Origin of the sequence: Terribacillus saccharophilus (assembly GCF_000725365.1) — a bacterium.
Taxonomy (GTDB): Bacteria; Bacillota; Bacilli; order Bacillales; family Amphibacillaceae; genus Terribacillus; species Terribacillus saccharophilus.
The window spans coordinates 985,595-1,011,395 of record NZ_CP008876.1 but is presented as its reverse complement, the minus strand read 5'-3'; the positions used below and the strand labels follow the sequence as shown (position 1 = coordinate 1,011,395).

Here is a 25,801-nt window from a genome sequence, read left to right as displayed (position 1 = left end):
AAGATCTCCAATCTAAAATTTAATTTATATTACATGAATCTCATTTTTATTTTTTTCCCTTTTCTACTGGATTCTCCTCATATGAAAGCCAATCGCTATAGCTTCCAGCATATAATTTCACATTATCAAACCCAGCCATTTTCAAAGCAATGTAGTTAGGGGCTGCTGTTACGCCTGATCCGCAATATACGATGATTGGATCTTTAGAATCCAGCTCAGCAAATCTTTTCTTTTGTTCCTTGCTATCTTTAAATGAACCTTGTTCCAATCCTTCCGCCCAAAACTTGTTGATGGCACCCGGGATATGGCCCGGTATTCTATCTATTGGTTCCACTTCTCCTATGTAGCGTCGATCCTCTCTTGAATCTATTAATATTGGAGACTTTTTCTCTTGTTCGACAACTTCTTTTACTTCCTCATAAGAAACCAGCATCTCTCTTCTAATATTCACTGTAAATTCAGCTGTTTCATATTCAGGTATATCTTCTGTCGTCATGTAGCCTGCCTCAACCCAACCTTTGAAGCCTTCGTTCAGTACAACTACGTTTTCATGACCTAAAAATCGAAGCAGCCACCAAAACCGGGAAGCATAAGATCCTTCTCCACCGTCATAGGCAATTACCGTCTTTGCATTGTCGATTCCGGCTTTCTCAATGTCGGATTTAAATTGGGCTATGTGTGGCAGTGGGTGCCTTCCTCCATGCTTTGAGACAGGAGCGGATAACTGTTTCTCTAAATCAAAATAGACAGCACCAGGAATATGACTTTTTTTATAAAGCCTGTCTCCTTTTTCCGGATCCCCTAAATCAAAACGGCAATCGACAATTTTAACCTGCTCATTATTTAATTGTTCATACAGCCATTCCTTACTCACAACAAAATTCACCTTGCATAACCCCTAACAAATTTAGAATAAAAGCCTTTAAATCTATTCTTTAAAAATCCTCACACATATTATATATACTAGATAGAAATGTTCGTTTCCTTCAAGTTCTCGAAGGTAATGCTTTTAGTTTCAACGAAGGCCATTATTTTACAGCGTTCCTTCCGTGAGGTTTTTGTTGCAGTCACTCCAGATATAAAGTTACAATGAAACCGTAGGGATATAAATTAAACTAACAACCCTTTTGATACTAATGGAGGTATATCGGTTTGATAGCAAAAGAAAATCTACCAGTCTGCCCGGTTGCCACGACAGTCGGCCTAATAGGAAGCAAGTGGAAACTACTCATTTTACAACAATTATTAAAGGAAAGAAAAAGATTCAATGAGCTTAGGAGAAGTATAGACGGTATCAGCCAAAAGGTTTTGACCCAGAACCTTCGATCAATGGAACAAGACGGCATTTTAGTTCGATATGCATACGCAGAAGTGCCGCCAAGAGTGGAATACGAACTCAGTGAATTAGGAAATTCATTGCGTCCGATCATTTCCGCAATGGATACTTGGGGAGTAGAATATTTAAATACGCTAAAAGATATGCAAGAGGCAGAATGATGGTAGGCTCAGTAAAATAAATACACTCACATGCAGGGACTAATTCCCGTTTATGTGAGTGTGTTTTTATTTGCATCAGCTGTTAAAATGTACGGATTCTTACTACTTCTTTTTGTCCTTCATCATCCTAATAAACAAAAAGACGATGATAAACATTATAAAGTAATTCATCGGATTCTTGAAGATACTTATATTTAGTGAGAGCTGCAGTATTAACCATGAGGCAAATATCGCTAGTATCGATGGTATGATAATTTTGTACATTTTAATCACCTTCTATAAAACCGATTCAGTATATCCAGCCTCTATCACATGCTGACAAAAAGTTATTTCATATCAATCAACTTCAATTTAGCGATATCCCAAAGCCCTTCCTTATAGTCCTTATCCCAATCGCTTACAGACAATTCAGGCAGGTGCTCTGATGGAAAATAACGCCTTACATTTTCGTTAGCTTTACTCAGAAACAACTCATTCACTTCTGACTGGTGGAAGATAATTTGCGACGGGTTTAACAATGCGCTGATGGTTTGAATTAATTTTGAGATTAGTGATACAGACTTCTCATCTTTTATATCAAAGCCACTCTCTGGAAGGAATCGTTCTTTATCATTTAACGGAATAAATGAGATTTCTCCACTGAACATCGTGTGCCCTTTTACTAGTTTTCCATTAATCAGAATACCCGCGCCTGGTCCATTTGCTCCCATATATATGTAGACAAGGGACGCTTCACTGGTTAGACCCTTTCTGTTCTGGTAACCGATAACAGCAGCATTCATGTCGTTCTCAATTGCTACTTCAACTGGAAGATTTAAAATATCTTTCATATTTTGGTTTGCATAGAGAGGATATTCAGGAATGTAGCTTATTACGTCTCCGTTTACAGCTCCGGGTATGCCCATTGCAATTGTTCGGATGGAAGGATCATTTGCTAGTTTCTTTTTCAAAAATGCAGATAAAGTATTTGGCTCCTGCTTTAAGAAGCTCTCCGCAGTATCTTCATGTATCTTTTTGTTGAAGGCATCCGTGATGACATACTTTGTTTCCTCTTTTTCCAAGTAAACTAGCAATGTATGTGCAAAGTCAGGATTATAAGCATAACTTTGAGCTCTCCTGCCTCCTGCAGATGGTAACAGGCCCAAGGAGAGCACTTCTCCTCGGTCCACCATCTCCTTGATGAACTTGCTGGCAGTTGGAAAGCTTATCGAAAGAGAGTTTGTGATTTCCGCTTTTGACATACTAGGAGTGTTCAACAGCGCTTGCCGTATACCTCTTATAATGTTTGCTTTCACCTGATCCTGCATTGTCATCTGATTATCCAACGTAATACCTTCCTTCTATACTTCAATAGCTTTGAGAATACGTGCAGGGTTGCCTCCAATCACAACATTGTCAGGTACACTCTTTGTTACAACAGACCCCGAAGCAACAACTACATTATTGCCGATAACAACTCCTGGATTTATTACCGCGCGTCCGCCAATCCATACATTATCTCCAATGGTGACCGGCTTGCCATACTCTAGACCAGAATTGCGTTCTGCTGGTTCCAGAGGATGTGTTGCTGTGTAGATATGAACCCCAGGGCCAAACATGCAATTATCTCCGATACGTATTTCACATACATCCAGCATAACACAATCAAAATTCGCATAAAAATTCTTTCCAACATGGATGTGAAAACCATAATCACAGCGAAATGTTGGCATAATGGTTGTTGTTTCATCAGCAGATCCCAACAGCAGCTTCAGTATCTCTTTACGATGCTCTTCCTCATAACCTCTTGTATAATTGTATTGATAAATTAGCTCTTGCGCCTCGACTCTGTTTTGCACTAATTCTTTGTCACCTGAAAGGTATAATTCACCTGCTGCCATTTTCTCTTTTTCTGTTAACAACATTTCTTTTCCATCCTCCTATATAGTAATTTCTACGATATTTCCTTCTGGATCTTCTATGACGCTTTCATAGTAGCCATCTCCTGTTGTACGAGGTTCACCCTGGATCGTATAACCGTCATTTCTGAGTCTTTCAGTTAATATATCAACCTCTTCTTTGCTTCCTACAGAAAATGCTACATGTGCCCAGCCTAATTGATCCGGCTGTGATTCTTTATCAATTCCCACCTTTTTCATTAGTTCCAATCTGGAACCGCTTGAAAAAGTAAGGAAATAAGAAGCAAAACCTTTCTTGTCATTTACATACAGATTGTTACTCTCAGCTCCAAAATAATGTGTGTAAAATTTCTTTATACGCTCAATATCTTTCACCCAGATGGCTACATGTTCAATTTTCATTCGTTAGCTCCCTTTCATCAACACTTATTAAACTAGTTTAATAAGTGTACATAAGATAATTTACTTCATCAAGTTAATCATTTTCTGAATCGTTAGCAGTACTCCATTTTCTTCGTTCGTTTTCGTTATAAAACTGGCTGCTGCTTTCGTATTGTCACAAGCATTCGCCATTGCAAAACTATAGTCTGCAATATCCATCAACTCAACATCGTTTTCCCCATCTCCAAAAGACATCGTTTCTTCTTTCGTCGCCCCCACAATTTCTTGCAGCTTTTGCACGGTTTTCCCTTTGTGAACGTCAGCTGCTGTAATATCCAGCCATGCCGGTTCAGAAGCGACCATATACATCGGTGCAGTGTATGTCTGCTTCAACAAGTGCTCTTTAAGTGCCACCGAACCAAGTGATCTATCAAAGACAGTAATTTTTACAAGCTCAGATTCAATAGCAGTTAAATCATCCGTTTTTTTAACTTCCTTGTATGAATTTCGGACTACTTTATAGTCAGCTTCAGATATATCTGACCTTACGTATGCAGACTCTCCAGTACACGCAATCACAGTTACCTTTTGATTATTAGCCTCAATATTACGTATAAGGTCATTCCCCAATTTCTTATCGAGTGGGAAATCTTTTATCAGTTCACCATCTCTTTTAATGCGAGTGGCGCTATCTCCCAGCACCCAAATATCAGAATGTCCTTCAAAAAGTTCTTCGACCCTTTCGCACTGTTTCCCTGTACAAGCAGCAAAGATTACACCGTTTTCTTTCATCATTTTGTGAGTTTCGTCAAAGAGTTCTTTGTCAAAGCTGCCCTTGTTATTCAAAAAAGTCCCGTCTAAGTCTGTTACAACCAGTTTTAGCATATATCATATCCCCTTCACTTGTGATAAGTACGAATGAAGCATACATCCTGGGATCGATTTCATGTCAATAATTTTTTATTCGAAAAGAATTGGAAGACAACACATAATGTACACAAAGCATATTTATAATGAGAATAATTAGAATAAACAAAGGAGACGTAAGATGTTATTGCTATTGATCGGCATTCTCGTTGTAGTCGTTATTACCGTCACCACTCCTAAAGATCTTTTTCATTCTCCAGATGAAATCTCTGCAGCTATCGCACAAAAAGCCAAAAGAGACGCAGCAAGCTACATAAATACAAATAGAAACAACATCAGCAAATCTGACCTCCACAACTAATTAACCTGCAAATAAAGCTGTAATTAAAAAGAACAACAAGCTGACAGCTTGTTGTTCTTTCATGCATAATGTAGGTTATTTTTACCTTATAATGTTTTAGTCAATATATAATCCACTTGTTCTTCATCACCCATATGAAAGGAATGAGCTCCAGTTTTAACAAAACCATTTTTAATGTAAAAATCAATTGCGTTTTGATTTTTTTCCCATACCCCAAGCCAAATAACATTTTTTCTTGATTCAGTAGCTAATTCTATTGCTTTGTTCATTAGGTATTTGCCTAACCCTTGTTTTTGAAATTTACTTCTTACATATATCCTTTCAATCTCTAGTGAATCATCGTTCATTTCTTCAGTCTGCGCATCATCTGTGTTTACCTTAAGGTATCCAGCCAGTTCTTCATTTAAATATATGAAAAAGAATTGGGAAGAGGTATTTAATAATTCATTTTCCAGCTTATTCGAGGCATATGCTTTATCCAAATAAACCTTCATATTCTCAGGTGTATTTTGGTCTTTAAATGTATCGGTAAAGGTTTCGACACTAACTCTCTGAAGTATCTGTAGATCTTTTATGCTGCATTTCTTAATACTTATAGACGTCATGAAATGTATAGCTCCCTCACATAATCAATAGTTTCGCTTGTTTCCTTTTTTCACATATTCCCAGTCTGTTTCAATATTATTTCTGACTTTTTGCAGAAGAATGTGAATGGTTTCTACTTCTTCTTCAGATAACCCAGCTAACGCAACCTTATCCGAATGATCATTTTCTCTTCTTATGAAATGATAAACACGTTCCCCTTTTTCTGTTGGGAACAGTTTCTTGATTTTTTGATTATGCTCATCATCTCTCTTATCAATAAAGCCATTGATCTCAAGCTTTTTTATAGAACGCGCTGCAGTTGTTCGATCTACTTTAATCATTTCTGCTAGCTTTTCTTGAATAATTCCTGGATTTTCAACAATTCGAACCAGATACAAATACTGCCCTTTGGCAAGATCATATTCTTTAAATTCTATATTGCTTATAGAATCCAGTGCTCTAGCTATCATTCCTATCTCGCGTAGAATCTCCTTCATATTTACAACTCCATTTATTTTTTGCTATGTATAAATAGTAAAGGTTTTTTGTTGCATTTGCAACAAAAAACCTTTACTTGAATATGCAATCCGCAAGTAGTAAATCTCAAAATTCTGAAGCTTCGTTCATTTACAAAGCTTAGATATATAAGTATTGAAAACAGCTACGCAAGCAATACAATAACACCAACAAACTATGTATCCATTGAAATTAAGACAGCTTCTTTGGTAGGAATTATTATATGGAGGATAAAAAGTGGACTTGATTATAGTTCTGATTATGTTGCTGATCAAATTCATTTTTTGTATAAAGGACAGTGCATAACTAATATTCTATTTGTATGTACGGTAAGAGAGCAGTAAAACCCTAAAAAAATGCGTGTCCTTATAATGGACACGCATTTTTCATTTTCTCTTTAGATTATATCCTATAACAAGTATCAGTACCCATATTGGCAATATATAAAGAGCCAGACGATAATCCGGAATAAAGCCCATAATAACAATTACCGCTATTAGGAATAGCAGTACGACATAATTGGATAACGGATACAGCGGCATCTTAAAGGATAGCTTGCTTGCTGCTTTCTTACCTATGCGCTTACGAAATGCCAAATGAATAGTAACAATCATTATCCAATTGATGATGCCTGCAACCGTTGCGATTGCCATCACGTAGCTAAATACCTTTTCCGGGAATAAGAAGTTGATAATAACAGCAATTCCTGCTACTCCTGAAGAGAGTAAAATAGCTGGTACTGGTGCTCCTGTCCGGGTCCCCACTCGCTGTAAGAACTGCGGTGCGTTGCCTTGCTTTGCTAAGGAGTGCAACATGCGGCCATTGCTGTACAAACTGCTATTATGCGCTGAAATAGCTGCAGTCAAGACAACAAGATTCAATATTCCAGCTGCTGCCGGTATACCGATACCATCGAGTATTTGGACAAATGGACTGCTTTCCCCATCAATTTGATTCCATGGGAAGATAGACATAATTACGAGTAATGCACCCACATAGAAAATCAGGATACGGTAAACAACTTGATTTATTGCTTTTGGAATAGTCTTTTTTGGTGTATCAACTTCCCCACCTGTAATACCTACTAGCTCGACGCCACCGAAGCTGAACATAACGAGTACAAGTGAGAGAAGTACACCTGTCATCCCGTTCGGCAGGAAGCCTCCTTCATCAAAAAGATTTGAGAATCCGATCGGTACACCGTTATTTCCTATTCCTGTGAAGATGATTATCAAGCCGAGAATTATCATGCCAATAATAGCTACCACTTTGATCAGTGCGAAATAAAACTCGAATTCACCAAATAGCTTAACACTTAATAAGTTGACGCAAGTAATTAAAATAAGGAATGCGAAAGCAGTTACCCAAGTCGGTATGTCCGGAAACCAATATTGGACATATATGCCGACGACCGTCAACTCAGCCATCGTCACTGCTACATAATTAAACCAATAGTTCCATCCGGAGAAGAATCCGAAAAAGTCTCCTAAGTTTTCATAAGCATAATAACTGATTGAACCAGAGTTTGGCGTATCAACAGAAAGCTCACCCAAGGCCCGCATGATAAAGTAAATCATCAAGCCGCCTATCAGATAAGCAAGTGAAATAGCCGGCCCTGCTAATCCAATGGCTGAAGCAGAACCATAAAATAAACCAGTTCCAATTGCTCCGCCTAATGCAATCATCTGCACATGACGGTTTTTCAATCCTTTATGTAAATCATTTGATCGGTTGTTTCGTTCCATGTCAAAACCCCTTGCTACATTAAACTCATCTCTTGCCTCTCGTACATTCTTGAACGACTACATAATATTGTACTTAGGCTATAATAACAATATTTTCATCAAAATACACACCTAGCTATAAAACAGCTTGAGGTTAACTACTCAAATTCTTTTAAATATATTTAAATGATTAATTACATCGATTTCTTAAAAATTGAATATAAAGTCTAGAATAGCTTGGACTTAGAACACTCATAAAATTCTACCATGATTTTTCATATTGAGCTCATTACACAATGCAATTATTAATTTGGTAAATAAAAAAAGCTTGGAACCTTAATGTACCAGGGGTTTCAATCTTTTAGAATGTAGTGATTCAGACTGGGAAACAGATTGGTAGTGCGAAAAAAGCTTACCATTACGCTCCTAGAAAGGACACATATTTGCAAGTAGTTTTTAAATAATTTTGATAGGGAGTATCATCTAATGACTATTCAGAAAAGAATCATTTTTATTTTAGTTGGCATTGTAGTTATCAGTCTTTTAGCTTCTATGTTTTTATTGAATAGTGATAAAACCAAACACGGTGAGGACACAGACAATGAGGTGGATCTTAGTTTCTGAGATAACTTTATTAGTGATAATTCGCCAATGTCATTTAATATCTTTGGTGCACAATATCCAAAAAATGAAGATGTTTCTATTTCTGATTTAATTAAAGATGTTAAATTTTGCTTTAGAAACACAAATCATAATCTGTACAAATGAAAAAGCCCTCTATAAGGGCTTTACTTTTGTGAGTTCTGTTTGGGGTATTGATAATTATGATTTAGACGCTGCAAATAGCCCATCAATAGAACAACTAATGCTCGATGAATTGACCTTTATCCTTCTGGCATGGTGGTGACTGTAAAGGCACTGCAGTAACGCCAATAAAAAAAGGTGTACGTAAATGTTTACGTACACCTTTGAAATAGCTGATTTACCATTGTAACCTAGCTATCTCCTTGTTCTATCGCGGTTTCTATAATTAATTTAGCTCGCATTAAACAACTAACTAATTTAAATATAGTTCTCTTAACATTTTGTACAAACTAGTTCTTCATCTAGTATAACAAATCCATCATCGTAGTTTATAATCTGCATGCAATTTGCACAAAATCTGGGCCATCCTTCTACTCGCCAAGTTGCTAAGATGCTTAAATCTATCCCGTATGCATATGCAGTCCACTCATGTATATCCATTTTTAAATCTTCTCGAATGCTTCCTTCTAACTCATCACGATGAAATTTATCTGTAATTTCATCGATAGCTTCATAAGCATCATCTTCTGATAATTTTCCATCATAAACTAGTTTTAAAATATTTATCATTTTCTACTTAATATCCTTCCTTTTACTGGATCTTTGTATAAAGCTCCAGAATTTGGGTTTAAGGACCCGAGAAAAAGATCTAGGGGTTTACTCACCTACCATTCCGTCATTATCACGATCGTCCATGTTCGGGTATAACCAATGTTATATTTAGGTTATATAGGGAAATGAGTTGATAATAAAAGGACCGAACATTTTAGATATGTTTAATATGTTAGGTCCTTTGTATATTTTCTTATTCAATTAAAGCACCCGATAGTTTAAGTGTAACAATTCACAAACTAATGATTTTCATCCACACATTATGAATGCTACACCTTTGCAGATGAATTAATGGTTAACTCCTATATATTTGATCAAAAGAAACAAATTCGTTCTTATGATATTTTAAAAGAAGCTATAGCATCTATCTAATCCATCTGGCTGAAGAACAGCAAAAGACAAGCAAACCACTTCCCTCCATCATAATGAACTAGTTTTAGAACATGCACTTGTAAAAAATACTAAGAGAAATAACAAGCTCAGCTCAATACACGAATCCAAGAGCTACAAGCTGACAACGAACGTGTATGTGCGATATATCAAAGTCGTTTAAAAGAGCTTTTGAAAATTAGACAAATAAAAATTAAACAGGTGGAGCCTCATTTTGCGGCTCACCTGTTTTACTTTAAATACATTACTAAATTTCATTTTGACAACTAACGTTCTAGTAAAGCTTGTTCACCCTGTGCTTTTTCACTGGGATCTTTCGATATTAAGGTTTTTATTCCATTTTATACCACCTATATATGAAGGGATTCAACAAATACAATAGCTCTTTACCAGCTAATATCACTTATTCCTTGTTCAACTATCCTTCCCCTATAGCACCATAAGAAAAAGGCTTCCCTTTTATTTAAGGATAGCCCCCTTTAATTTAAGTATAATTATTCACAACTTATTTTTTCTTTAGAATGAAACCATAATTGTAATAGGTAGTATATTTTTTATTGCATTCTAATTACTCAAGTAAAAAAGGAGTAGAAATGTTCCTACTCCTTTTTTCTTGAAACTTAGATCTTTATTATTAAACGTTATACAAACCACCATCAATAGTATAAGAAGATGAAGTAACGTAAGATGATTCATCAGATAGTAAAAATGCAATAAGATTTGCTACTTCATTAGGCTCACCATATCGTTTCATTGGTACAGCATCGTTGTAAGCATGTTTTGCAGCTTCCGCATCTTCTGATACATTTGATTCAATATTACGCATCATTTTTGTGTTAATAACACCAGGGTTAACTGTATTCACACGAATATTATGAGCTGCTACTTCTAAAGCTGCTACTTTATTAATACCCATTACAGCATGTTTAGATGAATTATATAGCCCCATACTTGGAGCTCCAGTTAATCCAGCTACAGATGATGTATTAACAATGGAACCAGCATTTTGTTGTTTCATTACAGGTAATACATACTTAAGACCAAATAACACACCTTTAACATTGATTCCATATACAAAATCAAAGTCTTTTTCTGTAATTTCTTCTATTAATTTAGCTGGTCCTTCCACTCCTGCATTATTAACGAACCCATCAATTCGACCAAATTTAGCGATTGTTTGATCTACATAATTTTTAACATTCTCTTCACTTGATACATCTGCTTGTACAACTAAACTGTTATCTTGAGTTAAATGAAGCTCTGATTGTACAGCTTCAATTGCTTCTTTATTTAAATCTACCAGTACTACCTTTGCACCACCATTTGTTACTTTTCTTACTACTTCTTTCCCAATTCCGCCCGCTGCACCTGTTACTATAATCACTTTGTCTTCAAAACTCATTTTTAAATCCCCCTTGTAATTAAAGATTGCAAAAAGTAATATAAGATAAAAATAAAATATGGCTCTTTATTTTTATCTTTTCCCTAATTCAATTGTACTATTCTGTTTATAATTGACAATCATTAAGATATCATTATGTGTCTATTAAATAGACACTTATGATAATTTTGTTTATATAGAGGAGATTCTTTCATGATTAAAAGGTACTGCGATCATAATGCTTATAATCGCAGTACCTTTTCTGCGTAAGTTTGGGTTACTTGAAAAACCTAGTGTTAGCTTGTTTCAAAGAGTATGCCAACTGAAAGATTCACCGCTAGTTCCTGAAGCGGCCTATAAGTCAGGAGCCGTCACCCCTACTGCCGGGTTATAAGGAGGGGGCGCAAACCCATTAAGCGACTGATCAAATGTGGGCTTTAAAGAAGTAAAAAGGACTAATCGCTGAAGCAGTGATTAGTCCTTTTTGTTATCTCTATTAAATTTAGCGGCTTACTCGCCTACCATACCGTCGTTATCATTATCTTGCATATACTTGTACAACCAATGTTATATTTAGGTTATAAGACTTTAACGCTTGGTATTAAAAGAGCCACACATATTAGACATATCTAAAATGTTAGGTCTTATTTTGATCTCATCTTCAACTAACTCCCCCTATAATGGAAGAACTATTGTTTTGAATAACACATTATTTATCCTTGTTTCGTAATTTTTCAAGGATTTCATAATTAGTTTTATTTAGCTTCCTTAATGAACCCTCAATTGATATACTAACCGAGGTAATAAGTAGCAGTGCTCCTGCTTCCTCCCTTTCTCTGGAACAATATTCGTAACATAAGTAAGTGCTACTGGTTCAAAGAAAGCTTTTGAAACGAAGAGAAAAAATAGACAAAGATATATATGCCTAATAGAGCTGAAGAAGGGAATCATTGCTACTAAAGTTGCAGAAATAATATCTGTGCCAATCATTATTCTCCGAATGTTCATACGATCAATAGAACTCCAAGACCAAAACTTCGTTAAATAAATAATGAGGTCTTGGTTTTTTCACTAATATTCTATTTAGGATTTCTCTTCGCTCCCATCAAGTAGTAGAATTTATTCACTAAAAATAAAGAGATTAACCTCTATGTAATGTTTTACCTATCAAATATCTTCTTATACTCAATGTCCTCAACAGTTTTCATATCTACAATCCTAAATGTATTATGCACCTTTTTATCTTCTAATTTCTTTACAATATAACGATCCTTTTCGTAGACATCTATAATTAAATATGTATCATTATCTATACTTGTAACAGGGAAAACTTCTTCCTGTCTTGCATATCGTTCACCCATTAAAAGGCACGATATATAAAAGATACAGATGCCTGACAAAAAGAATACAGATACTTTAAATATATAATACTTATTATCCATTCTAAACAATATCCAAAGTAGTGTAACAACGGCAATTATACTTAGAGTGATTAGCAAGTATATGATCTTGTAATATAAAAAGAGAATTACCAACGCAATTACTGATAGGATTAGAAGTGTTACTCCCATGATATAATTGTAAATTTTTTCAGAAAATCCCTTTTGCTTTAAACTATCTACAAATTTCCCTTCCGCCTCGATAGCCGTTCTGGTTAAAGGAATTGAAATAATTATAGCGTAAGCAATAATGAGTAGTGCAATAAAAAAACCTATAATATCAGTAACGAATATAGCTATCCGAATATAGCTATGTTGTTTAAATTAAATTGTACAAGTTGGCTTGGTATTCGAAAAGCTGAATAATAACCAAGTTTTAGCACAAAGGAGAACATATATAAAAGCAATGTTATAATTGCTATTAATGATGTGCTTTCAAATAAATGATTCTTAAGTACGTATTTAATATTATTTTTCGATTTCTCGTTCAAAATTCATCCCTCATTTAAATTAATATGTTACTTATAATATCGGGTTCTTCCATAAATTTATTTAACAGAATCTCCAACCTGAGATTAGATTTTATTCACTACCTCTTTAAGAAGATCCTTTTGTAAAACTCTCCAGAGATTCTTCTTTATACACGTCCACCCAGCTCTTAGCAGTCTCATTTAGCACCGACAGAAACCTCATTTACTTATGGTACAGTTCACCGTACTTACTTAAGAGGCAAAAAAACTACATTATACTACTTTATAGAAACTTCCTGCGTAAGTTTGAGTTCCTTGAAAATCCTAGTGTTAGCTTGTTTCTAAGTGTATGCCAACCGAAAGATTCGCCGCTATTTCCTGAAGCGGCCTATAAGACAGGAGCCGTCACCCCTAATGACAGATTATAAGGATGGGTCGCAAACCCATTAAGCGACTCATTAAAAAGTGGGCAGGAAAGAAAGAAAAGGACTAATCGCTAAAGCAGTGATTAGTCCTTTTTGTTATCTCTCTATTAAATCTAGCTGCTTACTCGCCAACCATACCGTCGTTATCATTATCTTTCATACACTTGTACAACCAATGATCACTCGTTATTGGCATACTGAACCCTGCTGCTTTTGCTTCTGCGATTGTAACCTGTCCATTACCGTTTGTATCAACACTAGAAAGATCCCCTTCATTTGTGGAGGAACTTGCTGATTCGGAATCGGAGTCCTTATTTCCGGTTAGTCCCAGTGATTCGTTTACTTCATCAGGGTTCACATTGTCAAATGTATCAACGATCTCGTTACCCATTAAAGTATATGTATACTTATAACTTGAAGGAATCTGCGTTTCCGTATCCGGATAGGTGATAATGGCTTCAAAATTAGTGGCTCCACCTGCATCACGAATACTTTTTTCCATATACGCTTGATCACCATGTCGATTGAGCGTACTTTCTTGAGGAGTGATATTATAAGCATTCGAGACCCCTCCGAGAGAATCAGCAATGACATGTCCTTCATCTAAAATATCACTTTCGACACCAGGAACCTTTGCCTCATCAGAATAGTATCTACCAGACGATGTTACAGGTTCGGTACTGTCATCTTGTAAAATAATTTCCTCAGCAATTACACGTACCAATTGCCCGTGCTCGTTAGTAAACGCCCAATATTCACGTTCCCCAAAACCAATATCAACGACCACGTTCGGTTGACGATAGCCAGACAAATTACCACCATCGACTTCAAGAATATCGTATCCCGGAAACTCTTCTTTATTTGCTCCGGTTGCGGTTTCCTCTACATCAGACTCCTCTCCTTCTGGTTCCTCCCCAACCTCCGCAACAGCTTCCTCCTTTTCACTTTTTGTATCTGGATTCTCTGCTGCTACTACTTTAGAAACTGTTTCTTTATCGGTAGTGGCTGCATCTTCTACATTGGTACAACCAACCATAAAGATAATTGTTAAAAGTAAGACTAAATAGTTTATTTTCTTCTTCATTTTAGAACTCTCCCATAAGTTTCATACCAATCACTCTAACACTCTAAAAGTCTAATTATATATTGATATTCTAAATTCCAAGACGGATAAGTTAATATATCTATATAAAATTTTCCCTAGGGGATTCATAGAGTTCCTGACCTAATATTAGTGATTAGTACTTCTAATTGATATTTAATATACTGCTACCTACACTTATTATTTGATAGACATCTTCTCTAACCCAATTACGCGCAGTAACTACCTCATTCCCAACTGGTCTTCGTACATTGTACGAATTTTTCGTTAGCAAAATGTTAGCATTTCAATCTATGCCAGTTAATTTCAGCTAACAAGCATAAAAAAAGGCTTGAACCCTTATGTACCAAGGGTTTCAAGCCTTTTTAAGTTAGTGATTCCGACTGGACTCGAACCAGCGACCCCTACCCTGTCAAGGTAATGCTCTCCCAACTGAGCTACGGAATCGATATGTAATGTAACGTCTTGTATTATTTTATAAAAGATATATAGGCTTGTCAACGCTTTTAGGAAATGTTAATTCGGGTAATCTAAAACACATAAATTGACTTCCTATTATAAGGAGCGTATAGTACCAAAGATAACCTGTTGGTTTTTATAAAACCCATGAGTTTTAAGTGAGGTGATGTGATGGATCGTAAAACAGAAATTATACTTGCTGCAAAGCATAAGTTTGCAGAGTTCGGCTTCCAGCAAGTATCTATGCAGTCGATTGCGGAGGCTTGTAAAATATCGAAGGCTTCTATATATAAGTTGTTCGATTCTAAGGAAGCTTTGCTGAATGAGCTTATTCAATACAATCATCAGCAGCTGACAAATAAGGCCGCTTTGATAGAGGCTGACAAGAGCTTATCCCCTGCGGCACGATTTGAGCGGAAGATTGTGATGGAGATTGATTCTTTTAAAGAAAACAAACATCTCATTCAAATGCTGATGTTTTCCCCTCCTTTTAAGGAATCGTCTGAGCTGCAGCGGCATATGAACAATGTTCGCGCTATTCTAATCAAGTGGCATCAGGATATGCTGCTGAATCTTTATGGAGAAAAAGTGGAGCCATTCAAATGGGATATGACGCTCAATCTGTTAGGGTTGCTAAACCCTTATTTAAAAATGATGGCAGATGGTGCAATTCTACGAGATCCTGCAGATGTTGCACATGAATTGAAGCTAGTAATGGATGCAATAGTTAAAGACAAGTTGACACGTCCTCCACTTCTTAATGAGCAGCATATCCAGTTGCATTTTCATGCTGATTTGCCAGATGCTCCTGGTAAAGAAGAATTACTGCATACAATTTTACAGCAAATACGCGGAATAACTGTAACCGACTTACAGGACAGTTCGTTGACAGAAGCTGTTGATCATTTGGAGAAAGAATTACTTAAAACTGAGCCCGCTTCCTATTTGATTGAAGCGCTGCTAACTTACTTAGATCAACACAATACTTTGAAAGAAAGTATCCGAGCAATTCGGCTACTGTTATGAGGAGGAATACAAATGGCGAATCAGACCGCTCAGATTAATCGAAAAGCAACGGTCACGATTTTCATCATCGGTGCATTCGTGACAATTTTAAACCAGACATTGTTGGTTACGGCGCTGCCCCATATCATGCAAGATTTTGATATAACCGCAGATCAAGGCCAGTGGCTAACTACTGCTTTTATGCTGACAAACGGGATACTCATTCCGATAACAGCATTTTTAATAGAGAAATATTCCACACGAAGACTATTTCTGTTCGCCATGATTACATTCAGCATCGGGACACTAATTGCGGCAGTTGCACCATCATTTAGCCTCTTACTAATTGCCCGTATCATTCAGGCAATCGGTGCTGGTATTATGATGCCGCTCATGCAAACTGTCTTCCTGACCATCTTCCCGCCGGAAAAACGTGGGACAGCAATGGGGATGTTTGGGCTAGTTATCGCGTTCGCTCCAGCTATCGGCCCTACGCTAAGTGGCTGGATCGTAGATAGTTTCTCTTGGCATTACCTGTTCTATATCGTATTGCCAATTGCCGTCATTGATTTAATTTTGGCGATTTTTATCCTGAAGAATGTAACTACTTTAAAGGAATCCAAAATCGACGTGCTTTCTGTCGTTTACTCATCTATTGGTTTCGGTGGTATCCTTTATGGATTCAGTTCTGCCGGTACGAATGGCTGGGTGAATTGGGAAGTAATGGGCACACTTGGCGTAGGTGCATTGTCATTGATCTTGTTCATCGTCAGACAGCTGCAGCTGGAAAAACCGTTGCTGGAGTTCCGGGTGTTCAAGAACTTCACTTTTACGATCACAACCATAATGGGGATGCTAGTCTTCGGTTTGATGATTGGGACAGAAACTATCCTGCCATTGTATACGCAGAACCTTCGTGATGTCAGTGCATTCCATTCCGGATTGATGCTGCTGCCTGGCGCGATCGTGATGGGTGTTCTGTCTCCATTCGTTGGGATTATCTTTGATAAAATTGGGGCGAAACTGCTGGCCATCGTCGGGTTCCTTCTGATGACTGTGACAACTGTTCCGTTCGCTTTCATGGAATTGGATACATCCCTTACGTTCATTATTGTTATCTACGCATTGCGTATGGCTGGTACAGCCCTTGTCATGATGCCGTTAACGACAGCTGGAATCAACGCACTTCCAAACCACTTAATTCCGCACGCGACGGCAATGAACAATACATTCCGGCAAGTCGGCGGTTCAATTGGTACAGCCATTTTGATTACTATTATGACCAATACGATTAAGTATGGTGACTTCACTAATCCCGCTGATGCACAGGTGACTGGTATGGGTGCTGCATTTATTGCAGCAGTTATCTTATCAGCAATTGGTTTGATTTTAGCTTTCTTCTTGAGAAAGAAAAATGATTCTGATGGCAGAAGTACACAAACGAAAAAATTAAGTGTGGATAAATAAAAAGAAATGATTGAACTCCAAGGCAGAAGCTCACCAGTAATAATCTGATGACCTTCTGCCTATTTTCTATTATTGGAAAAAATGTACTTATGTAGGGCATTAGATTATAATAGGAAATAAATGCTAACAATGAGGTCGATTTTTATCATTAAGAAAAAAGTAATAATTATAATCTTTTGTGTTTTAGCTATAGTAGGAATTCTAGTATACTTCGCTGTACCTTATTTATCAGTTAAACACGATAAAGAATTGGAAGAAAGCTTAAATAAGCTAATAAAGGAAGACAATAGCAAGACTATTGATATCGGAGATTTAATAACATACGATTGGGAACGAGCTTATATGTTTCATCCTTATACTGAGGAAGCAGATATGAAAGATATATTGGGATTAAAGTTTCATGATCCAGTTGGTATGGCATTAATGGATGACGTAGAGCTCTTAGTTGTAGTGAAAGATGACAACACGTTTGAATATGCTAAAATACAACGCGGAAATGGTGATTTATCGATGGGAGTAGAATATATAACTCCTAAAAATGATGTTGTAGAAATCACACACCCTTAAATAGAAAAACCGATCAACAACTGTTGATCGGTTTTGTTTTTGCCTTAAAAATACCCTTTGCAGTCTATACCAAGTCATCAATACACCACTATTAGGTATATTAAAAAAGAAAAAAAGACTCCCGAAGGAGTCTTTTTAACTAAATTAGATTTTGTTAACGTTAGCAGCTTGTGCTCCGCGTTGACCTTGTTCGATATCGAAAGTAACTTTTTGACCTTCGTCTAAAGATTTGAAGCCTTCGCCTTGGATAGCGCTGAAATGTACGAATACATCTTCTCCGCCTTCAACTTCGATGAAACCGAAACCTTTGTCTGCGTTAAACCATTTTACTGTACCTTGTTCCATGATATTGCCTCCTGTTGTGGGTTGCCCACAAATATATTACTACCCTTGTTCAAACATACTATCTCAAGATAAAATGCTTCTTGCAAATTTTACACCGAACAAAAATAACTAAATTCATCATAACATATAGAATTGAATATAGCAAATACAGAAAAGTAGATAAATTTTAAAGTGTAAAAACCTGGATTTATCTTACTTATATCCATCCCCCTTGCCTTGGGGTTTTATAAAGTATCTCCAATATGATAATAGAATTGACCAAAGACTACTGCTTCTAGGCAGCTCAAAATTCCTCGTTTTTTTACTTTATTTTACATATATATACAAATTATTCGTGCTTTTTATGTGGCAATCTATTATACTTTGATAGCGCAGTTGCGTAATACGTGAAGGTGGGCAAGTACATGTTCGATAATATATTCGTACCAGGGCTAAACGGCATTGCCAGTTTTGTTTTTTGGTACCCATTTGTCATGTCGCTGTTTTGGATTGCTGGTACGCTTGTCTATATATGGTTTCGTGATAAAGACCCAAAAATTGATTTTGATAAGGTTGATTGGCCGCTGATCAGTTTTTTGGTTCCTTGTTATAATGAGGAAGATACAATTGAAGAGACTTTAGATAATTTACTAGGTTTGGATTATCCGAAGAAAGAGATCATTTTGATTAATGATGGCAGCAAGGATAATACGGCAGCCATCCTGAAAATGCTGAGTAAAAAACATCCGAGCATCCGAGTTATTCAGTCGTATGAAAACCGCGGAAAAGCGAATGCTCTTCATCTCGGCGCGCATGCAGCCAGAGGTGAGTTTCTGCTTTGCTTGGATTCAGATGCGATTCTTGATAATGATGCGCCATATTATTTGATTCATCATTTCCTTCATAAGGGGGAGCGTCTTGGAGCCGTTACCGGGAACCCGCGCATACGGAATCGAAATACACTGCTTAGCCGGATGCAGCTTGTAGAGTACTCCTCTATTATTGGAGCAATCAAGCGGACGCAGCGGATTCTCGGAAAAGTTATGACGGTTTCAGGAGTTGTCGTTGCGTTTCGTAAGCGAGCTCTTTTAGATGTAGGTTTATGGGATCGTGATATGATCACCGAAGATATCGCTGTCAGCTGGAAGCTGCAGCAGCGCTTTTGGGATATTCGCTATGAGCCGCGGGCACTATGCTGGATGCTTGTCCCGGAGAGTTTGAAAGGAATTTGGAAGCAGCGCGTCCGCTGGGCACAAGGCGGACAGGAAGTTATGCTGCGCCACTGGCGTGTGCTGTTCCGCTGGAATCAGCGCCGTATTTGGGTTGTTTACTTAGAACAATGGATCAGTACGATTTGGGCATTCGCTTGGTTGTTTGTGACCGTATCACTTCTGCTAACTGCAGAGACTTTCCAGCAAATGCTCATCTGGATCACTTTTACTTCCTTCGCCCTTGTGTTTATGAGTCTAATCCAACTCTTCATTTCTTTGCACATTGATTCGAAGTATGACAAAGTGAAACGGTTTTACCTTTGGGCATCCTGGTATCCTGCTATTTATTGGATCGTTAATACAGGTGTCGTTATGAGTGCGTTTCCTCGTGCCATTGCATCACGTTATAAAGGAGGCTATGCGACATGGAAAAGCCCAGACCGCGGGATAAGCAGGAACAAGTGATTATTCTCGAAAAGCAGTCTTTACCGCGGTTCATTGTGAGCCTGCTATTCACACTGCTTATCTGGATTTATAGTCTGTTTGTCGTTTGGTTTTTCGCCTCTGCTTTATTCGATACAAATGATCGGTACAGCGGCATATTGAAAATTGCTTTCAAGACTTCAAATGCCGAGGTTCGGACGTTCATGCTGATTGGCGTGTGTATTTTTTTGTTCTTCCTTCTCTACTTCTTATTCTGGAGAACGTACAATAAGAAACGTTTTGGAAGCAAGACGCGACGCAAGTCTCCAATGCCAGCTACAGTAGATGACTTGGAGAAGCTGGAACTCATTCCAGCAGAAACAATTAAGAAACTGCAAACGAGCAATTATATTGAGTTTGAGAAGAATCCGGTACGAGATTTAGAAAAATGAGAAGAATTCTTTTAATCCTACTTGGTGTAATAATACTAGGGTTGATTACTTTTCGTGCTATTCACTTGTTTGAGGCTGACGTAGCCGAAGAGACAAAGATTGATCATGCTTTGAATCAAGATGGCTGCCTAGGATTGAATTATCATAGAGTAAGACGCCCGACAATCTTTAATAAGACTGTCTCATTCTTCACTCGGTCGGATGAGCTGACACGATATAGTGTCTATACCAATGATTTCGAGGCGCAACTTCAAAAGCTTAAAAGTATGGACGTTACCTTTGTTACACCAGAAGACATCGATCGCTACCAGAAAAAAGGATCTTTTCCGGATCGTTGCGTGTGGATTAACTTTGATGATATTGATCGGACTGTGTATGAAAATGCTTTTCCGATTCTGGAAAAAGAGAAAGTATCTTTTACTCTTTATGTGATCGCTGGACATGTTGGAGAGAAAGACTTTCAGAATCTGCAGATGGCTACTTGGCCGCAGATACAGAAAATGGTCGACAGTGGACTTGCAACAATCGGGTCGCATACATACGATATGCACAGACTTGAAGCAGACAAACCACTGTTTCTGAATGATAATAATCTAGATGCCTTCGCAAAAGATTTAGAGAAAAGTAAAACTGCGATTGAGAAACATTTAGATATTGATCCTATCACCTTCGCCTATCCCTATGGAAATACGAATGACAAGGTTGCTCAAGTTGTCAAAGACGCCGGCTTCGAACAAGCAGCTATTCTTGCGCCGCAATCAATTACTGTAAAAGATGACGCTTATTATTTGAACCGAATTGTTACTAATCCGGAAACATTTGAATCAATCATATTGCCTTATTTAGAAGAACAGAAAAAGGATGAAGCTTAGCTAAAGCTTCATCCTTTTTTATATGCTTTTAATCGCTCATCCAGCGTGCCCGCATACAATTCGAACAAGTTATTGTCAAAGTCGTAGAAATAAATGGATTCCCCTTCTCCGGAAACCCTAGAGCGGGGATGTCTTAATTCTAGGCCCGCCTTCTCTATTCGATCTCTATACTTGTTGAGATCCGTTGCCTTTACATTAAAAGCGACGTGATGATATGTCCGGTTCACAACCTCATCTGCTTGCATGACAGCAATCCATTGACCGCCTATCAAGAAAAACTTTTCCGGATATAAAGAATGGCGTTCACTTCCGCTGTCGTATACTTCTTCTGCATCTAAAATCTCTTTAAAAAAAGCAGCAGTACGATCCAGATTTCTTACAACAAAAGTGATATGGCTGATCCCTTTAATCATTCCGAAAATCCCGCGCTTTGTACAGAATCTTTCTCTTTCAATTTTTCTTCTGCTTCGGTAACGATCATTTTCCGTAGGTCCTCCAGTACCGGATGGAATTCCGTATGAGGTTTCAGCAAATATACCATTTCTCTTTCAACCTCAAGCCATGTATCAATCGATGCTTCATTATGCTGTAGCTGTGCTTCAAGCTTATCTAAAGCGTTGGCAACTTTTGCTTCGAATGTTTTCTTTGCTTCAAATTCCAGCCAAAGCTCCTGCAGTTCCTTCCCTGGCTCTTCTTTAAGCATTGCTTTAATGTTTTCCATAGCTGTTTGTTCTGCCAGCTGCTTTTGTTCTTTTCTTTCCGTATCAAACAACGTATCAAAAGCAGGAACATCCTTTGCCTCTGCTTCCACTAAATCGTGAATCATAATCATCTTCAATAATTTTGCCATGTCTAATTTTTCTTCTATGTATGGTTCAATAAGCACTGCCATCAGACCTACACGCCACGTATGTTCTGCTACACTTTCTTGTCTGCCGTTAGACAGCCAGCTGTGTCGCATCTCAAATTTGAGCTTTTCAGCAAGTCTCAATACTTGCATGATTCCTCTCATCCGCTCCATTGATACCATCCCCTTCCCACCATATTACCATAAATTCCATGCAGCAGATGTCGTTTTTTGCCCTAGGTAAATTTATTTTCTTAATTGATTATTTTTTGCAAACATGCACTTGACTTTCCCATGTACATAATATAATTTTGCACTAAGGCAAAATAAGTGCGCACGCCTAAAGGATTGAATTTACTGAAAAGGAGTGTTTTGTATGAAAAAGCTGTTTTACTTTGTTTCCTCTTTGTTTGCTGTCTTCTTACTTGCTGGTTGTGGTGCTTCCGATTCTGCTTCTAGTTCTGAGGAAAACAAATTGCAGGTGACGACGACTATTGCTCAAATTGCCGATGCTGCTGAACAGATTGGCGGCGAACATGTGGAGGTTGAAAGTCTAATGGGTCCAGGAATTGACCCGCATTTGTACAAAGCAACGCAAAGCGATATGCAAAAGCTTCAAGATGCCGATGTCATTCTTTATAACGGGCTTCATCTGGAAGGTCAGATGTTGGAAGTGTTCGAAAATATGCAGGATAGTACTCCTACAGTAGCAATCGGGGAGAAAATCGACGGCTCGGGTCTGCTTACTGATGCGGAGGATAACTCTTTATCTGATCCTCATATCTGGTTTGACGTTGCAATCTGGAAGGATGCAATTGGCAGTATTACAGACACATTCATCGAAGAAGATCCTGATAATAAAGCAGACTATGAAAATAACGAAGCAGCTTATTTAAAGGAACTGGATGAGCTAAAGGCTTATGCCGAAGAACAGATAGCTTCCATTCCAGAAGAACAGCGGGTTCTTATTACAGCGCATGATGCTTTTCAATATTTTGGTGAGGCATATGACATGGATGTGATGGGACTGCAGGGGTTGTCTACTGACTCCGAATTCGGTCTGGCTGATATCCAAAGACTGGTTGATACGCTGACTGAACGTAAAATTGGTGCTTTATTCGTCGAGTCGAGTGTGTCGGAGAAGTCAATCAATGCTGCGATTGATGGAGCCAAGGAAGCTGGACACGAAGTTAAAATTGGCGGCGAACTTTATTCTGATGCTATGGGTGAGGAAGGCACGGAAGAAGGCACGTATATCGGCATGTATCGTCATAATGTAGACACGATTGTTGACGCTTTGAAATAGGAGGATGACGAATGGAAGCTTTGAATGTAAAGGATTTGCAAGTTGCATATGATAGAAAAGCTGTTCTCGATCAAGTGGAACTCTCTATACCTAAAGGAAGCCTTACAGCCATCGTCGGACCAAATGGCGCAGGAAAATCGACATTAATTAAAGCAATTCTCGGAATGCTGAAGCGTTCATCAGGACAAATCTCCATTCTCGGAAAGCCTTACAGCCCAAAAAATCGGAATGTTGGATATGTACCACAGCGGGGATCAGTTGATTGGGACTTTCCAACGAATGCGCTTGATGTCATTCTGATGGGTCGGTATGGACATATCGGCTGGTTCAAACGGCCTTCAAAGCAAGATATTGCGCTTGCGAAAGAGGCTTTGCACAAACTCGGCATGGCGGATTATGCAGATAGGCAAATCCGCCAGCTTTCCGGCGGACAGCAGCAGCGTGTCTTTTTAGCACGCGCATTGGTGCAGGATGCAGAAGTATATTTCATGGATGAGCCCTTCGTCGGAGTAGATGCTAAAACAGAAAAAGCGATTATCGATCTGTTACGGGAATTAAAGCAAAAAGGCAAAACGGTCATTGTCGTGCATCACGATTTACAAACAGTTCCGGAATACTTCGATCACACACTTCTATTAAATCGCACTGTGATAGCTAACGGACCCACCGAGCAAGTATTCACAAAAGATTTGCTGCAAAAAACCTATGGCGGTGCGTTGGCTTTCTTCTCAACAAATGGCGATAAGCGAGTTATGTCATGATCCAGGATATGTGGAATGCACTGCTGCATCAGCCGAATACGCAATGGGTTGTGCTGAGCACAATGCTGCTTGGGATTGCCAGTGGCGTGCTTGGAAGCTTTGCTCTCTTAAAAAAACAGAGTCTTATTGGTGACGCTGTTGCTCACGCAGCACTGCCGGGCATATGTATAGCTTATCTCCTTATTGGTGAGAAACAGCTGCTTGTCCTGCTGCTCGGCGCAACTGCAACCGGACTGCTGGCAACCTATCTCATCCAGCTCATCACTACAACGACGAGGATTAAAAAAGATGCTGCCATCTGCCTCATATTAAGCGTCTTTTTCGGTACAGGAATTGTTTTGCTGAGCAGAATCACGCAGCAGGCAGGAGGAAATAAAAGCGGACTCGACCACTTCATCTTCGGGCAGGCTGCAGCGATGACCCGAAACGATGTTTATACAATGGCCGGCGCTGCTGGCGGATTGATTCTCATCGCTGGATCTATTGGGGCATGTTCCGGGATAGTTGGTGCGTTGATCAGTACAATCAGTACCGGTTTGGCGACCGGTCCGCTCATCGTTGTCACGGCTGCTGGCTGTTTTATTGTCTCCTTCACTATCGGACCAAAGCGCGGTCTTATTCAAAAGCTGATGGCACATCGTGTACGCCTGAAGGAGGAAAGCATATGACGTATGAGGGCTGGATTTTGTTGACTGCTTGTTTAGTCGGAATCAGCTGTGGTATGGTCGGTTGTTTCTTAATTGTTCGGCGAATGACAATGCTCGCTGATGCGATCAGTCATAGCGTTTTGCTTGGTATCGTACTCGCATTTCTTGTCGCAAACAGTTTGAACGGCATCTATATGCTGATTGGCGCAACCGTAATCGGATTGGTGACGACATTCGCCATCCAATCACTCCATAATTCGGGTGTTCAAGAAGATGCCAGTATCGGTATTGTGTTTACGACTTTCTTTGCCATCGGGGTTATACTTATTTCGCTTTTCGCCAGAGATGTCCATCTCGATGTGGAGCACGCATTAATGGGAGAAATCGCCTTTATTCCATGGAATACGTACACTGTCTTTGGAATTGAAATACCGAAAGCAACAGGAATGCTCCTATGTATCACAATATTCGCATTGCTCGTCATTCTCATGTTCTACAAAGAATTAAAGCTTACTAGTTTTGATGCCGCGCTGGCGGTAACGCTTGGCCTTCCGGTTGCCTTGATCCATTATTTGTTGATGGGTCTTGTATCCATTACGGCTGTCGGCTCCTTTGATGCTGTTGGGGCCGTCCTTGTTGTCAGTATGCTAGTCGTGCCCGGGACCTGTGCTTACCTTCTGACCGATCGACTATCGGTAATGCTGCTTTACAGTTGCTTGTTTGGCGCAGCTAGTGCCATCTTCGGTTATTATGGTGCCTTGTGGCTGGATGCTTCCATATCCGGCTCGATGAGTGCTGCGGGAGGTATTTTATTTCTGCTGACATGGGTGTTCTCCCCAAGATATGGGTTGCTGCGACGTTATCGAGCGATGATCACGTCTTGAACTTAGCCTTCTCTCCTTTACTTAGGTCACACGCTACGCTGTGTGACCTATTTCTTTTTACAAGAATTGAACTTTTTCTTACAGGTAAATCCACGACATTGTTGAATTGTAATAACCAAATACA

Annotated in this window: 27 protein-coding genes and 1 tRNA gene; 12 read left to right on the top strand and 16 right to left on the bottom strand. The window is 38.5% G+C overall.

Features of this window, described 5'->3' with window-relative positions:
- Positions 1 to 46: 46 nt before the first annotated feature.
- Positions 47 to 886 carry a sulfurtransferase gene (locus GZ22_RS05215; RefSeq protein WP_038559496.1) on the bottom strand — a complete coding sequence of 280 codons (840 nt, stop codon included), beginning with the start codon at positions 884 to 886 and terminating at the stop codon, positions 47 to 49.
- A 266-nt stretch (positions 887 to 1,152) separates the two neighbouring features.
- Here GZ22_RS05215 and GZ22_RS05210 point away from each other — a divergent pair, with 266 nt between their 5' ends.
- Positions 1,153 to 1,497: a winged helix-turn-helix transcriptional regulator gene (locus tag GZ22_RS05210; protein WP_038559493.1), complete on the top strand. Its 345-nt coding sequence runs from the start codon at positions 1,153 to 1,155 to the stop codon at positions 1,495 to 1,497.
- Positions 1,498 to 1,599: 102 nt separating this feature from the next.
- Here the strand turns inward: GZ22_RS05210 and GZ22_RS18825 are convergent, their stop codons facing one another.
- From GZ22_RS18825 to GZ22_RS05185, 5 genes are all read right to left on the bottom strand, one after another.
- On the bottom strand, positions 1,600 to 1,761 hold the full coding sequence (locus GZ22_RS18825) for a hypothetical protein (protein ID WP_038559490.1): 162 nt from the start codon (positions 1,759 to 1,761) through the stop codon (positions 1,600 to 1,602).
- Between the two features lie 62 nt (positions 1,762 to 1,823).
- Entirely contained in the window at positions 1,824 to 2,822 is a 999-nt protein-coding gene (locus GZ22_RS05200) for an ROK family protein (RefSeq protein WP_051748054.1), read from the bottom strand.
- A 15-nt stretch (positions 2,823 to 2,837) separates the two neighbouring features.
- Positions 2,838 to 3,398 (bottom strand): maltose acetyltransferase domain-containing protein, encoded by a 561-nt coding sequence (locus GZ22_RS05195; protein ID WP_038565670.1) that lies wholly within the window; start codon positions 3,396 to 3,398, stop codon positions 2,838 to 2,840.
- Between the two features lie 18 nt (positions 3,399 to 3,416).
- Entirely contained in the window at positions 3,417 to 3,797 is a 381-nt protein-coding gene (locus GZ22_RS05190) for a VOC family protein (RefSeq protein ID WP_038559486.1), read from the bottom strand.
- 60 nt (positions 3,798 to 3,857) lie between these two features.
- Positions 3,858 to 4,661 carry an HAD-IIB family hydrolase gene (locus GZ22_RS05185; RefSeq protein ID WP_038559483.1) on the bottom strand — a complete coding sequence of 268 codons (804 nt, stop codon included), beginning with the start codon at positions 4,659 to 4,661 and terminating at the stop codon, positions 3,858 to 3,860.
- Between the two features lie 163 nt (positions 4,662 to 4,824).
- Between GZ22_RS05185 and GZ22_RS05180 the strand changes: the two genes are divergently transcribed.
- Complete coding sequence (locus GZ22_RS05180) at positions 4,825 to 5,004, top strand: hypothetical protein (protein WP_038559480.1); 180 nt, start codon at positions 4,825 to 4,827, stop codon at positions 5,002 to 5,004.
- A gap of 86 nt (positions 5,005 to 5,090) precedes the next feature.
- On the opposite strand, the gene paiA is transcribed toward GZ22_RS05180, so the two are convergent.
- The 7 genes from paiA to GZ22_RS05140 all read right to left on the bottom strand — a co-directional run bounded on the left by paiA (position 5,091) and on the right by GZ22_RS05140 (position 14,899).
- Positions 5,091 to 5,609, bottom strand: a complete 519-nt coding sequence (paiA, locus tag GZ22_RS05175; RefSeq protein WP_038559476.1) for a spermidine/spermine N(1)-acetyltransferase — start codon at positions 5,607 to 5,609, stop codon at positions 5,091 to 5,093.
- A gap of 24 nt (positions 5,610 to 5,633) precedes the next feature.
- A complete protein-coding gene (locus tag GZ22_RS05170; RefSeq protein ID WP_038559473.1) occupies positions 5,634 to 6,086 on the bottom strand; it encodes a MarR family winged helix-turn-helix transcriptional regulator in 453 nt (150 codons plus the stop codon).
- A 405-nt stretch (positions 6,087 to 6,491) separates the two neighbouring features.
- Positions 6,492 to 7,850, bottom strand: coding sequence for an amino acid permease (locus GZ22_RS05165; RefSeq protein WP_038559469.1), 1,359 nt, complete (start codon positions 7,848 to 7,850; stop codon positions 6,492 to 6,494).
- Positions 7,851 to 8,906: 1,056 nt separating this feature from the next.
- Positions 8,907 to 9,203: a hypothetical protein gene (locus GZ22_RS05160; RefSeq protein ID WP_038559466.1), complete on the bottom strand. Its 297-nt coding sequence runs from the start codon at positions 9,201 to 9,203 to the stop codon at positions 8,907 to 8,909.
- Between the two features lie 1,066 nt (positions 9,204 to 10,269).
- The gene (locus tag GZ22_RS05155; protein ID WP_038559463.1) at positions 10,270 to 11,037 is read right to left on the bottom strand and encodes an SDR family NAD(P)-dependent oxidoreductase; all 768 of its coding nucleotides are present in this window, start codon (positions 11,035 to 11,037) and stop codon (positions 10,270 to 10,272) included.
- 2,434 nt (positions 11,038 to 13,471) lie between these two features.
- Positions 13,472 to 14,434 carry a DNA/RNA non-specific endonuclease gene (locus GZ22_RS05145; RefSeq protein ID WP_038559457.1) on the bottom strand — a complete coding sequence of 321 codons (963 nt, stop codon included), beginning with the start codon at positions 14,432 to 14,434 and terminating at the stop codon, positions 13,472 to 13,474.
- Between the two features lie 392 nt (positions 14,435 to 14,826).
- A tRNA-Val gene (locus tag GZ22_RS05140) sits at positions 14,827 to 14,899 on the bottom strand.
- A gap of 183 nt (positions 14,900 to 15,082) precedes the next feature.
- Here GZ22_RS05140 and GZ22_RS05135 point away from each other — a divergent pair.
- From GZ22_RS05135 to GZ22_RS05125, 3 genes are all read left to right on the top strand, one after another.
- The gene (locus GZ22_RS05135) at positions 15,083 to 15,937 is read left to right on the top strand and encodes a TetR/AcrR family transcriptional regulator (RefSeq protein ID WP_038559454.1); all 855 of its coding nucleotides are present in this window, start codon (positions 15,083 to 15,085) and stop codon (positions 15,935 to 15,937) included.
- A gap of 12 nt (positions 15,938 to 15,949) precedes the next feature.
- Positions 15,950 to 17,383: an MDR family MFS transporter gene (locus tag GZ22_RS05130; RefSeq protein ID WP_038559451.1), complete on the top strand. Its 1,434-nt coding sequence runs from the start codon at positions 15,950 to 15,952 to the stop codon at positions 17,381 to 17,383.
- Positions 17,384 to 17,512: 129 nt separating this feature from the next.
- The gene (locus GZ22_RS05125) at positions 17,513 to 17,950 is read left to right on the top strand and encodes a hypothetical protein (RefSeq protein WP_038559448.1); all 438 of its coding nucleotides are present in this window, start codon (positions 17,513 to 17,515) and stop codon (positions 17,948 to 17,950) included.
- Between the two features lie 144 nt (positions 17,951 to 18,094).
- Here the strand turns inward: GZ22_RS05125 and GZ22_RS05120 are convergent, their stop codons facing one another.
- On the bottom strand, positions 18,095 to 18,295 hold the full coding sequence (locus GZ22_RS05120; RefSeq protein WP_038559445.1) for a cold-shock protein: 201 nt from the start codon (positions 18,293 to 18,295) through the stop codon (positions 18,095 to 18,097).
- 404 nt (positions 18,296 to 18,699) lie between these two features.
- Between GZ22_RS05120 and pgaC the strand changes: the two genes are divergently transcribed.
- From pgaC to GZ22_RS05105, 3 genes are read left to right on the top strand one after another with little or no spacing between them, the layout of a single operon-like run.
- Positions 18,700 to 19,950, top strand: a complete 1,251-nt coding sequence (gene pgaC, locus GZ22_RS05115) for a poly-beta-1,6-N-acetyl-D-glucosamine synthase (RefSeq protein WP_051748052.1) — start codon at positions 18,700 to 18,702, stop codon at positions 19,948 to 19,950.
- On the top strand, positions 19,911 to 20,360 hold the full coding sequence (gene pgaD, locus GZ22_RS05110; protein ID WP_038559442.1) for a poly-beta-1,6-N-acetyl-D-glucosamine biosynthesis protein PgaD: 450 nt from the start codon (positions 19,911 to 19,913) through the stop codon (positions 20,358 to 20,360). The genes pgaC and pgaD overlap by 40 nt, the downstream gene beginning before the upstream one ends.
- Positions 20,357 to 21,232, top strand: a complete 876-nt coding sequence (locus tag GZ22_RS05105) for a polysaccharide deacetylase family protein (protein WP_038559440.1) — start codon at positions 20,357 to 20,359, stop codon at positions 21,230 to 21,232. Before pgaD ends, GZ22_RS05105 begins: the two co-directional genes overlap by 4 nt.
- An 8-nt stretch (positions 21,233 to 21,240) precedes the next feature.
- Here GZ22_RS05105 and fosX read toward each other — a convergent pair whose 3' ends face one another.
- Positions 21,241 to 21,645, bottom strand: coding sequence for a FosX/FosE/FosI family fosfomycin resistance hydrolase (gene fosX, locus GZ22_RS05100; protein WP_038559437.1), 405 nt, complete (start codon positions 21,643 to 21,645; stop codon positions 21,241 to 21,243).
- Complete coding sequence (locus tag GZ22_RS05095; protein ID WP_038559436.1) at positions 21,642 to 22,253, bottom strand: HD domain-containing protein; 612 nt, start codon at positions 22,251 to 22,253, stop codon at positions 21,642 to 21,644. Before GZ22_RS05095 ends, fosX begins: the two co-directional genes overlap by 4 nt.
- Before the next feature lie 202 nt (positions 22,254 to 22,455).
- Here GZ22_RS05095 and GZ22_RS05090 point away from each other — a divergent pair, with 202 nt between their 5' ends.
- The 4 genes from GZ22_RS05090 to GZ22_RS05075 are packed head-to-tail and all read left to right on the top strand — an operon-like array spanning position 22,456 to position 25,677.
- Positions 22,456 to 23,385 carry a metal ABC transporter solute-binding protein, Zn/Mn family gene (locus tag GZ22_RS05090; RefSeq protein WP_038559435.1) on the top strand — a complete coding sequence of 310 codons (930 nt, stop codon included), beginning with the start codon at positions 22,456 to 22,458 and terminating at the stop codon, positions 23,383 to 23,385.
- 11 nt (positions 23,386 to 23,396) lie between these two features.
- On the top strand, positions 23,397 to 24,146 hold the full coding sequence (locus GZ22_RS05085; RefSeq protein ID WP_038559434.1) for a metal ABC transporter ATP-binding protein: 750 nt from the start codon (positions 23,397 to 23,399) through the stop codon (positions 24,144 to 24,146).
- Positions 24,143 to 24,814 carry a metal ABC transporter permease gene (locus tag GZ22_RS05080; RefSeq protein ID WP_051748050.1) on the top strand — a complete coding sequence of 224 codons (672 nt, stop codon included), beginning with the start codon at positions 24,143 to 24,145 and terminating at the stop codon, positions 24,812 to 24,814. The genes GZ22_RS05085 and GZ22_RS05080 overlap by 4 nt, the downstream gene beginning before the upstream one ends.
- Positions 24,811 to 25,677, top strand: a complete 867-nt coding sequence (locus GZ22_RS05075; protein ID WP_038559433.1) for a metal ABC transporter permease — start codon at positions 24,811 to 24,813, stop codon at positions 25,675 to 25,677. Before GZ22_RS05080 ends, GZ22_RS05075 begins: the two co-directional genes overlap by 4 nt.
- Positions 25,678 to 25,801: the final 124 nt, after the last annotated feature.

Excerpts from the sequence above, each read along its gene's own strand:
- GZ22_RS18825 (WP_038559490.1), bottom strand. The coding sequence starts at position 1,761 with ATGTACAAAATTATCATACCATCGATACTAGCGATATTTGCCTCATGG.
- GZ22_RS05190 (WP_038559486.1), bottom strand. The coding sequence starts at position 3,797 with ATGAAAATTGAACATGTAGCCATCTGGGTGAAAGATATTGAGCGTATA.
- GZ22_RS05185 (WP_038559483.1), bottom strand. The coding sequence starts at position 4,661 with ATGCTAAAACTGGTTGTAACAGACTTAGACGGGACTTTTTTGAATAAC.
- GZ22_RS05180 (WP_038559480.1), top strand. The coding sequence starts at position 4,825 with ATGTTATTGCTATTGATCGGCATTCTCGTTGTAGTCGTTATTACCGTC.
- paiA (WP_038559476.1), bottom strand. The coding sequence starts at position 5,609 with ATGACGTCTATAAGTATTAAGAAATGCAGCATAAAAGATCTACAGATA.
- GZ22_RS05170 (WP_038559473.1), bottom strand. The coding sequence starts at position 6,086 with ATGAAGGAGATTCTACGCGAGATAGGAATGATAGCTAGAGCACTGGAT.
- GZ22_RS05165 (WP_038559469.1), bottom strand. The coding sequence starts at position 7,850 with ATGGAACGAAACAACCGATCAAATGATTTACATAAAGGATTGAAAAAC.
- GZ22_RS05160 (WP_038559466.1), bottom strand. The coding sequence starts at position 9,203 with ATGATAAATATTTTAAAACTAGTTTATGATGGAAAATTATCAGAAGAT.
- GZ22_RS05155 (WP_038559463.1), bottom strand. The coding sequence starts at position 11,037 with ATGAGTTTTGAAGACAAAGTGATTATAGTAACAGGTGCAGCGGGCGGA.
- GZ22_RS05145 (WP_038559457.1), bottom strand. The coding sequence starts at position 14,434 with ATGAAGAAGAAAATAAACTATTTAGTCTTACTTTTAACAATTATCTTT.
- GZ22_RS05135 (WP_038559454.1), top strand. The coding sequence starts at position 15,083 with ATGGATCGTAAAACAGAAATTATACTTGCTGCAAAGCATAAGTTTGCA.
- GZ22_RS05130 (WP_038559451.1), top strand. The coding sequence starts at position 15,950 with ATGGCGAATCAGACCGCTCAGATTAATCGAAAAGCAACGGTCACGATT.
- GZ22_RS05125 (WP_038559448.1), top strand. The coding sequence starts at position 17,513 with ATGAGGTCGATTTTTATCATTAAGAAAAAAGTAATAATTATAATCTTT.
- GZ22_RS05120 (WP_038559445.1), bottom strand. The coding sequence starts at position 18,295 with ATGGAACAAGGTACAGTAAAATGGTTTAACGCAGACAAAGGTTTCGGT.
- pgaC (WP_051748052.1), top strand. The coding sequence starts at position 18,700 with ATGTTCGATAATATATTCGTACCAGGGCTAAACGGCATTGCCAGTTTT.
- pgaD (WP_038559442.1), top strand. The coding sequence starts at position 19,911 with ATGGAAAAGCCCAGACCGCGGGATAAGCAGGAACAAGTGATTATTCTC.
- GZ22_RS05105 (WP_038559440.1), top strand. The coding sequence starts at position 20,357 with ATGAGAAGAATTCTTTTAATCCTACTTGGTGTAATAATACTAGGGTTG.
- fosX (WP_038559437.1), bottom strand. The coding sequence starts at position 21,645 with ATGATTAAAGGGATCAGCCATATCACTTTTGTTGTAAGAAATCTGGAT.
- GZ22_RS05095 (WP_038559436.1), bottom strand. The coding sequence starts at position 22,253 with ATGGAGCGGATGAGAGGAATCATGCAAGTATTGAGACTTGCTGAAAAG.
- GZ22_RS05090 (WP_038559435.1), top strand. The coding sequence starts at position 22,456 with ATGAAAAAGCTGTTTTACTTTGTTTCCTCTTTGTTTGCTGTCTTCTTA.
- GZ22_RS05085 (WP_038559434.1), top strand. The coding sequence starts at position 23,397 with ATGGAAGCTTTGAATGTAAAGGATTTGCAAGTTGCATATGATAGAAAA.
- GZ22_RS05080 (WP_051748050.1), top strand. The coding sequence starts at position 24,143 with ATGATCCAGGATATGTGGAATGCACTGCTGCATCAGCCGAATACGCAA.
- GZ22_RS05075 (WP_038559433.1), top strand. The coding sequence starts at position 24,811 with ATGACGTATGAGGGCTGGATTTTGTTGACTGCTTGTTTAGTCGGAATC.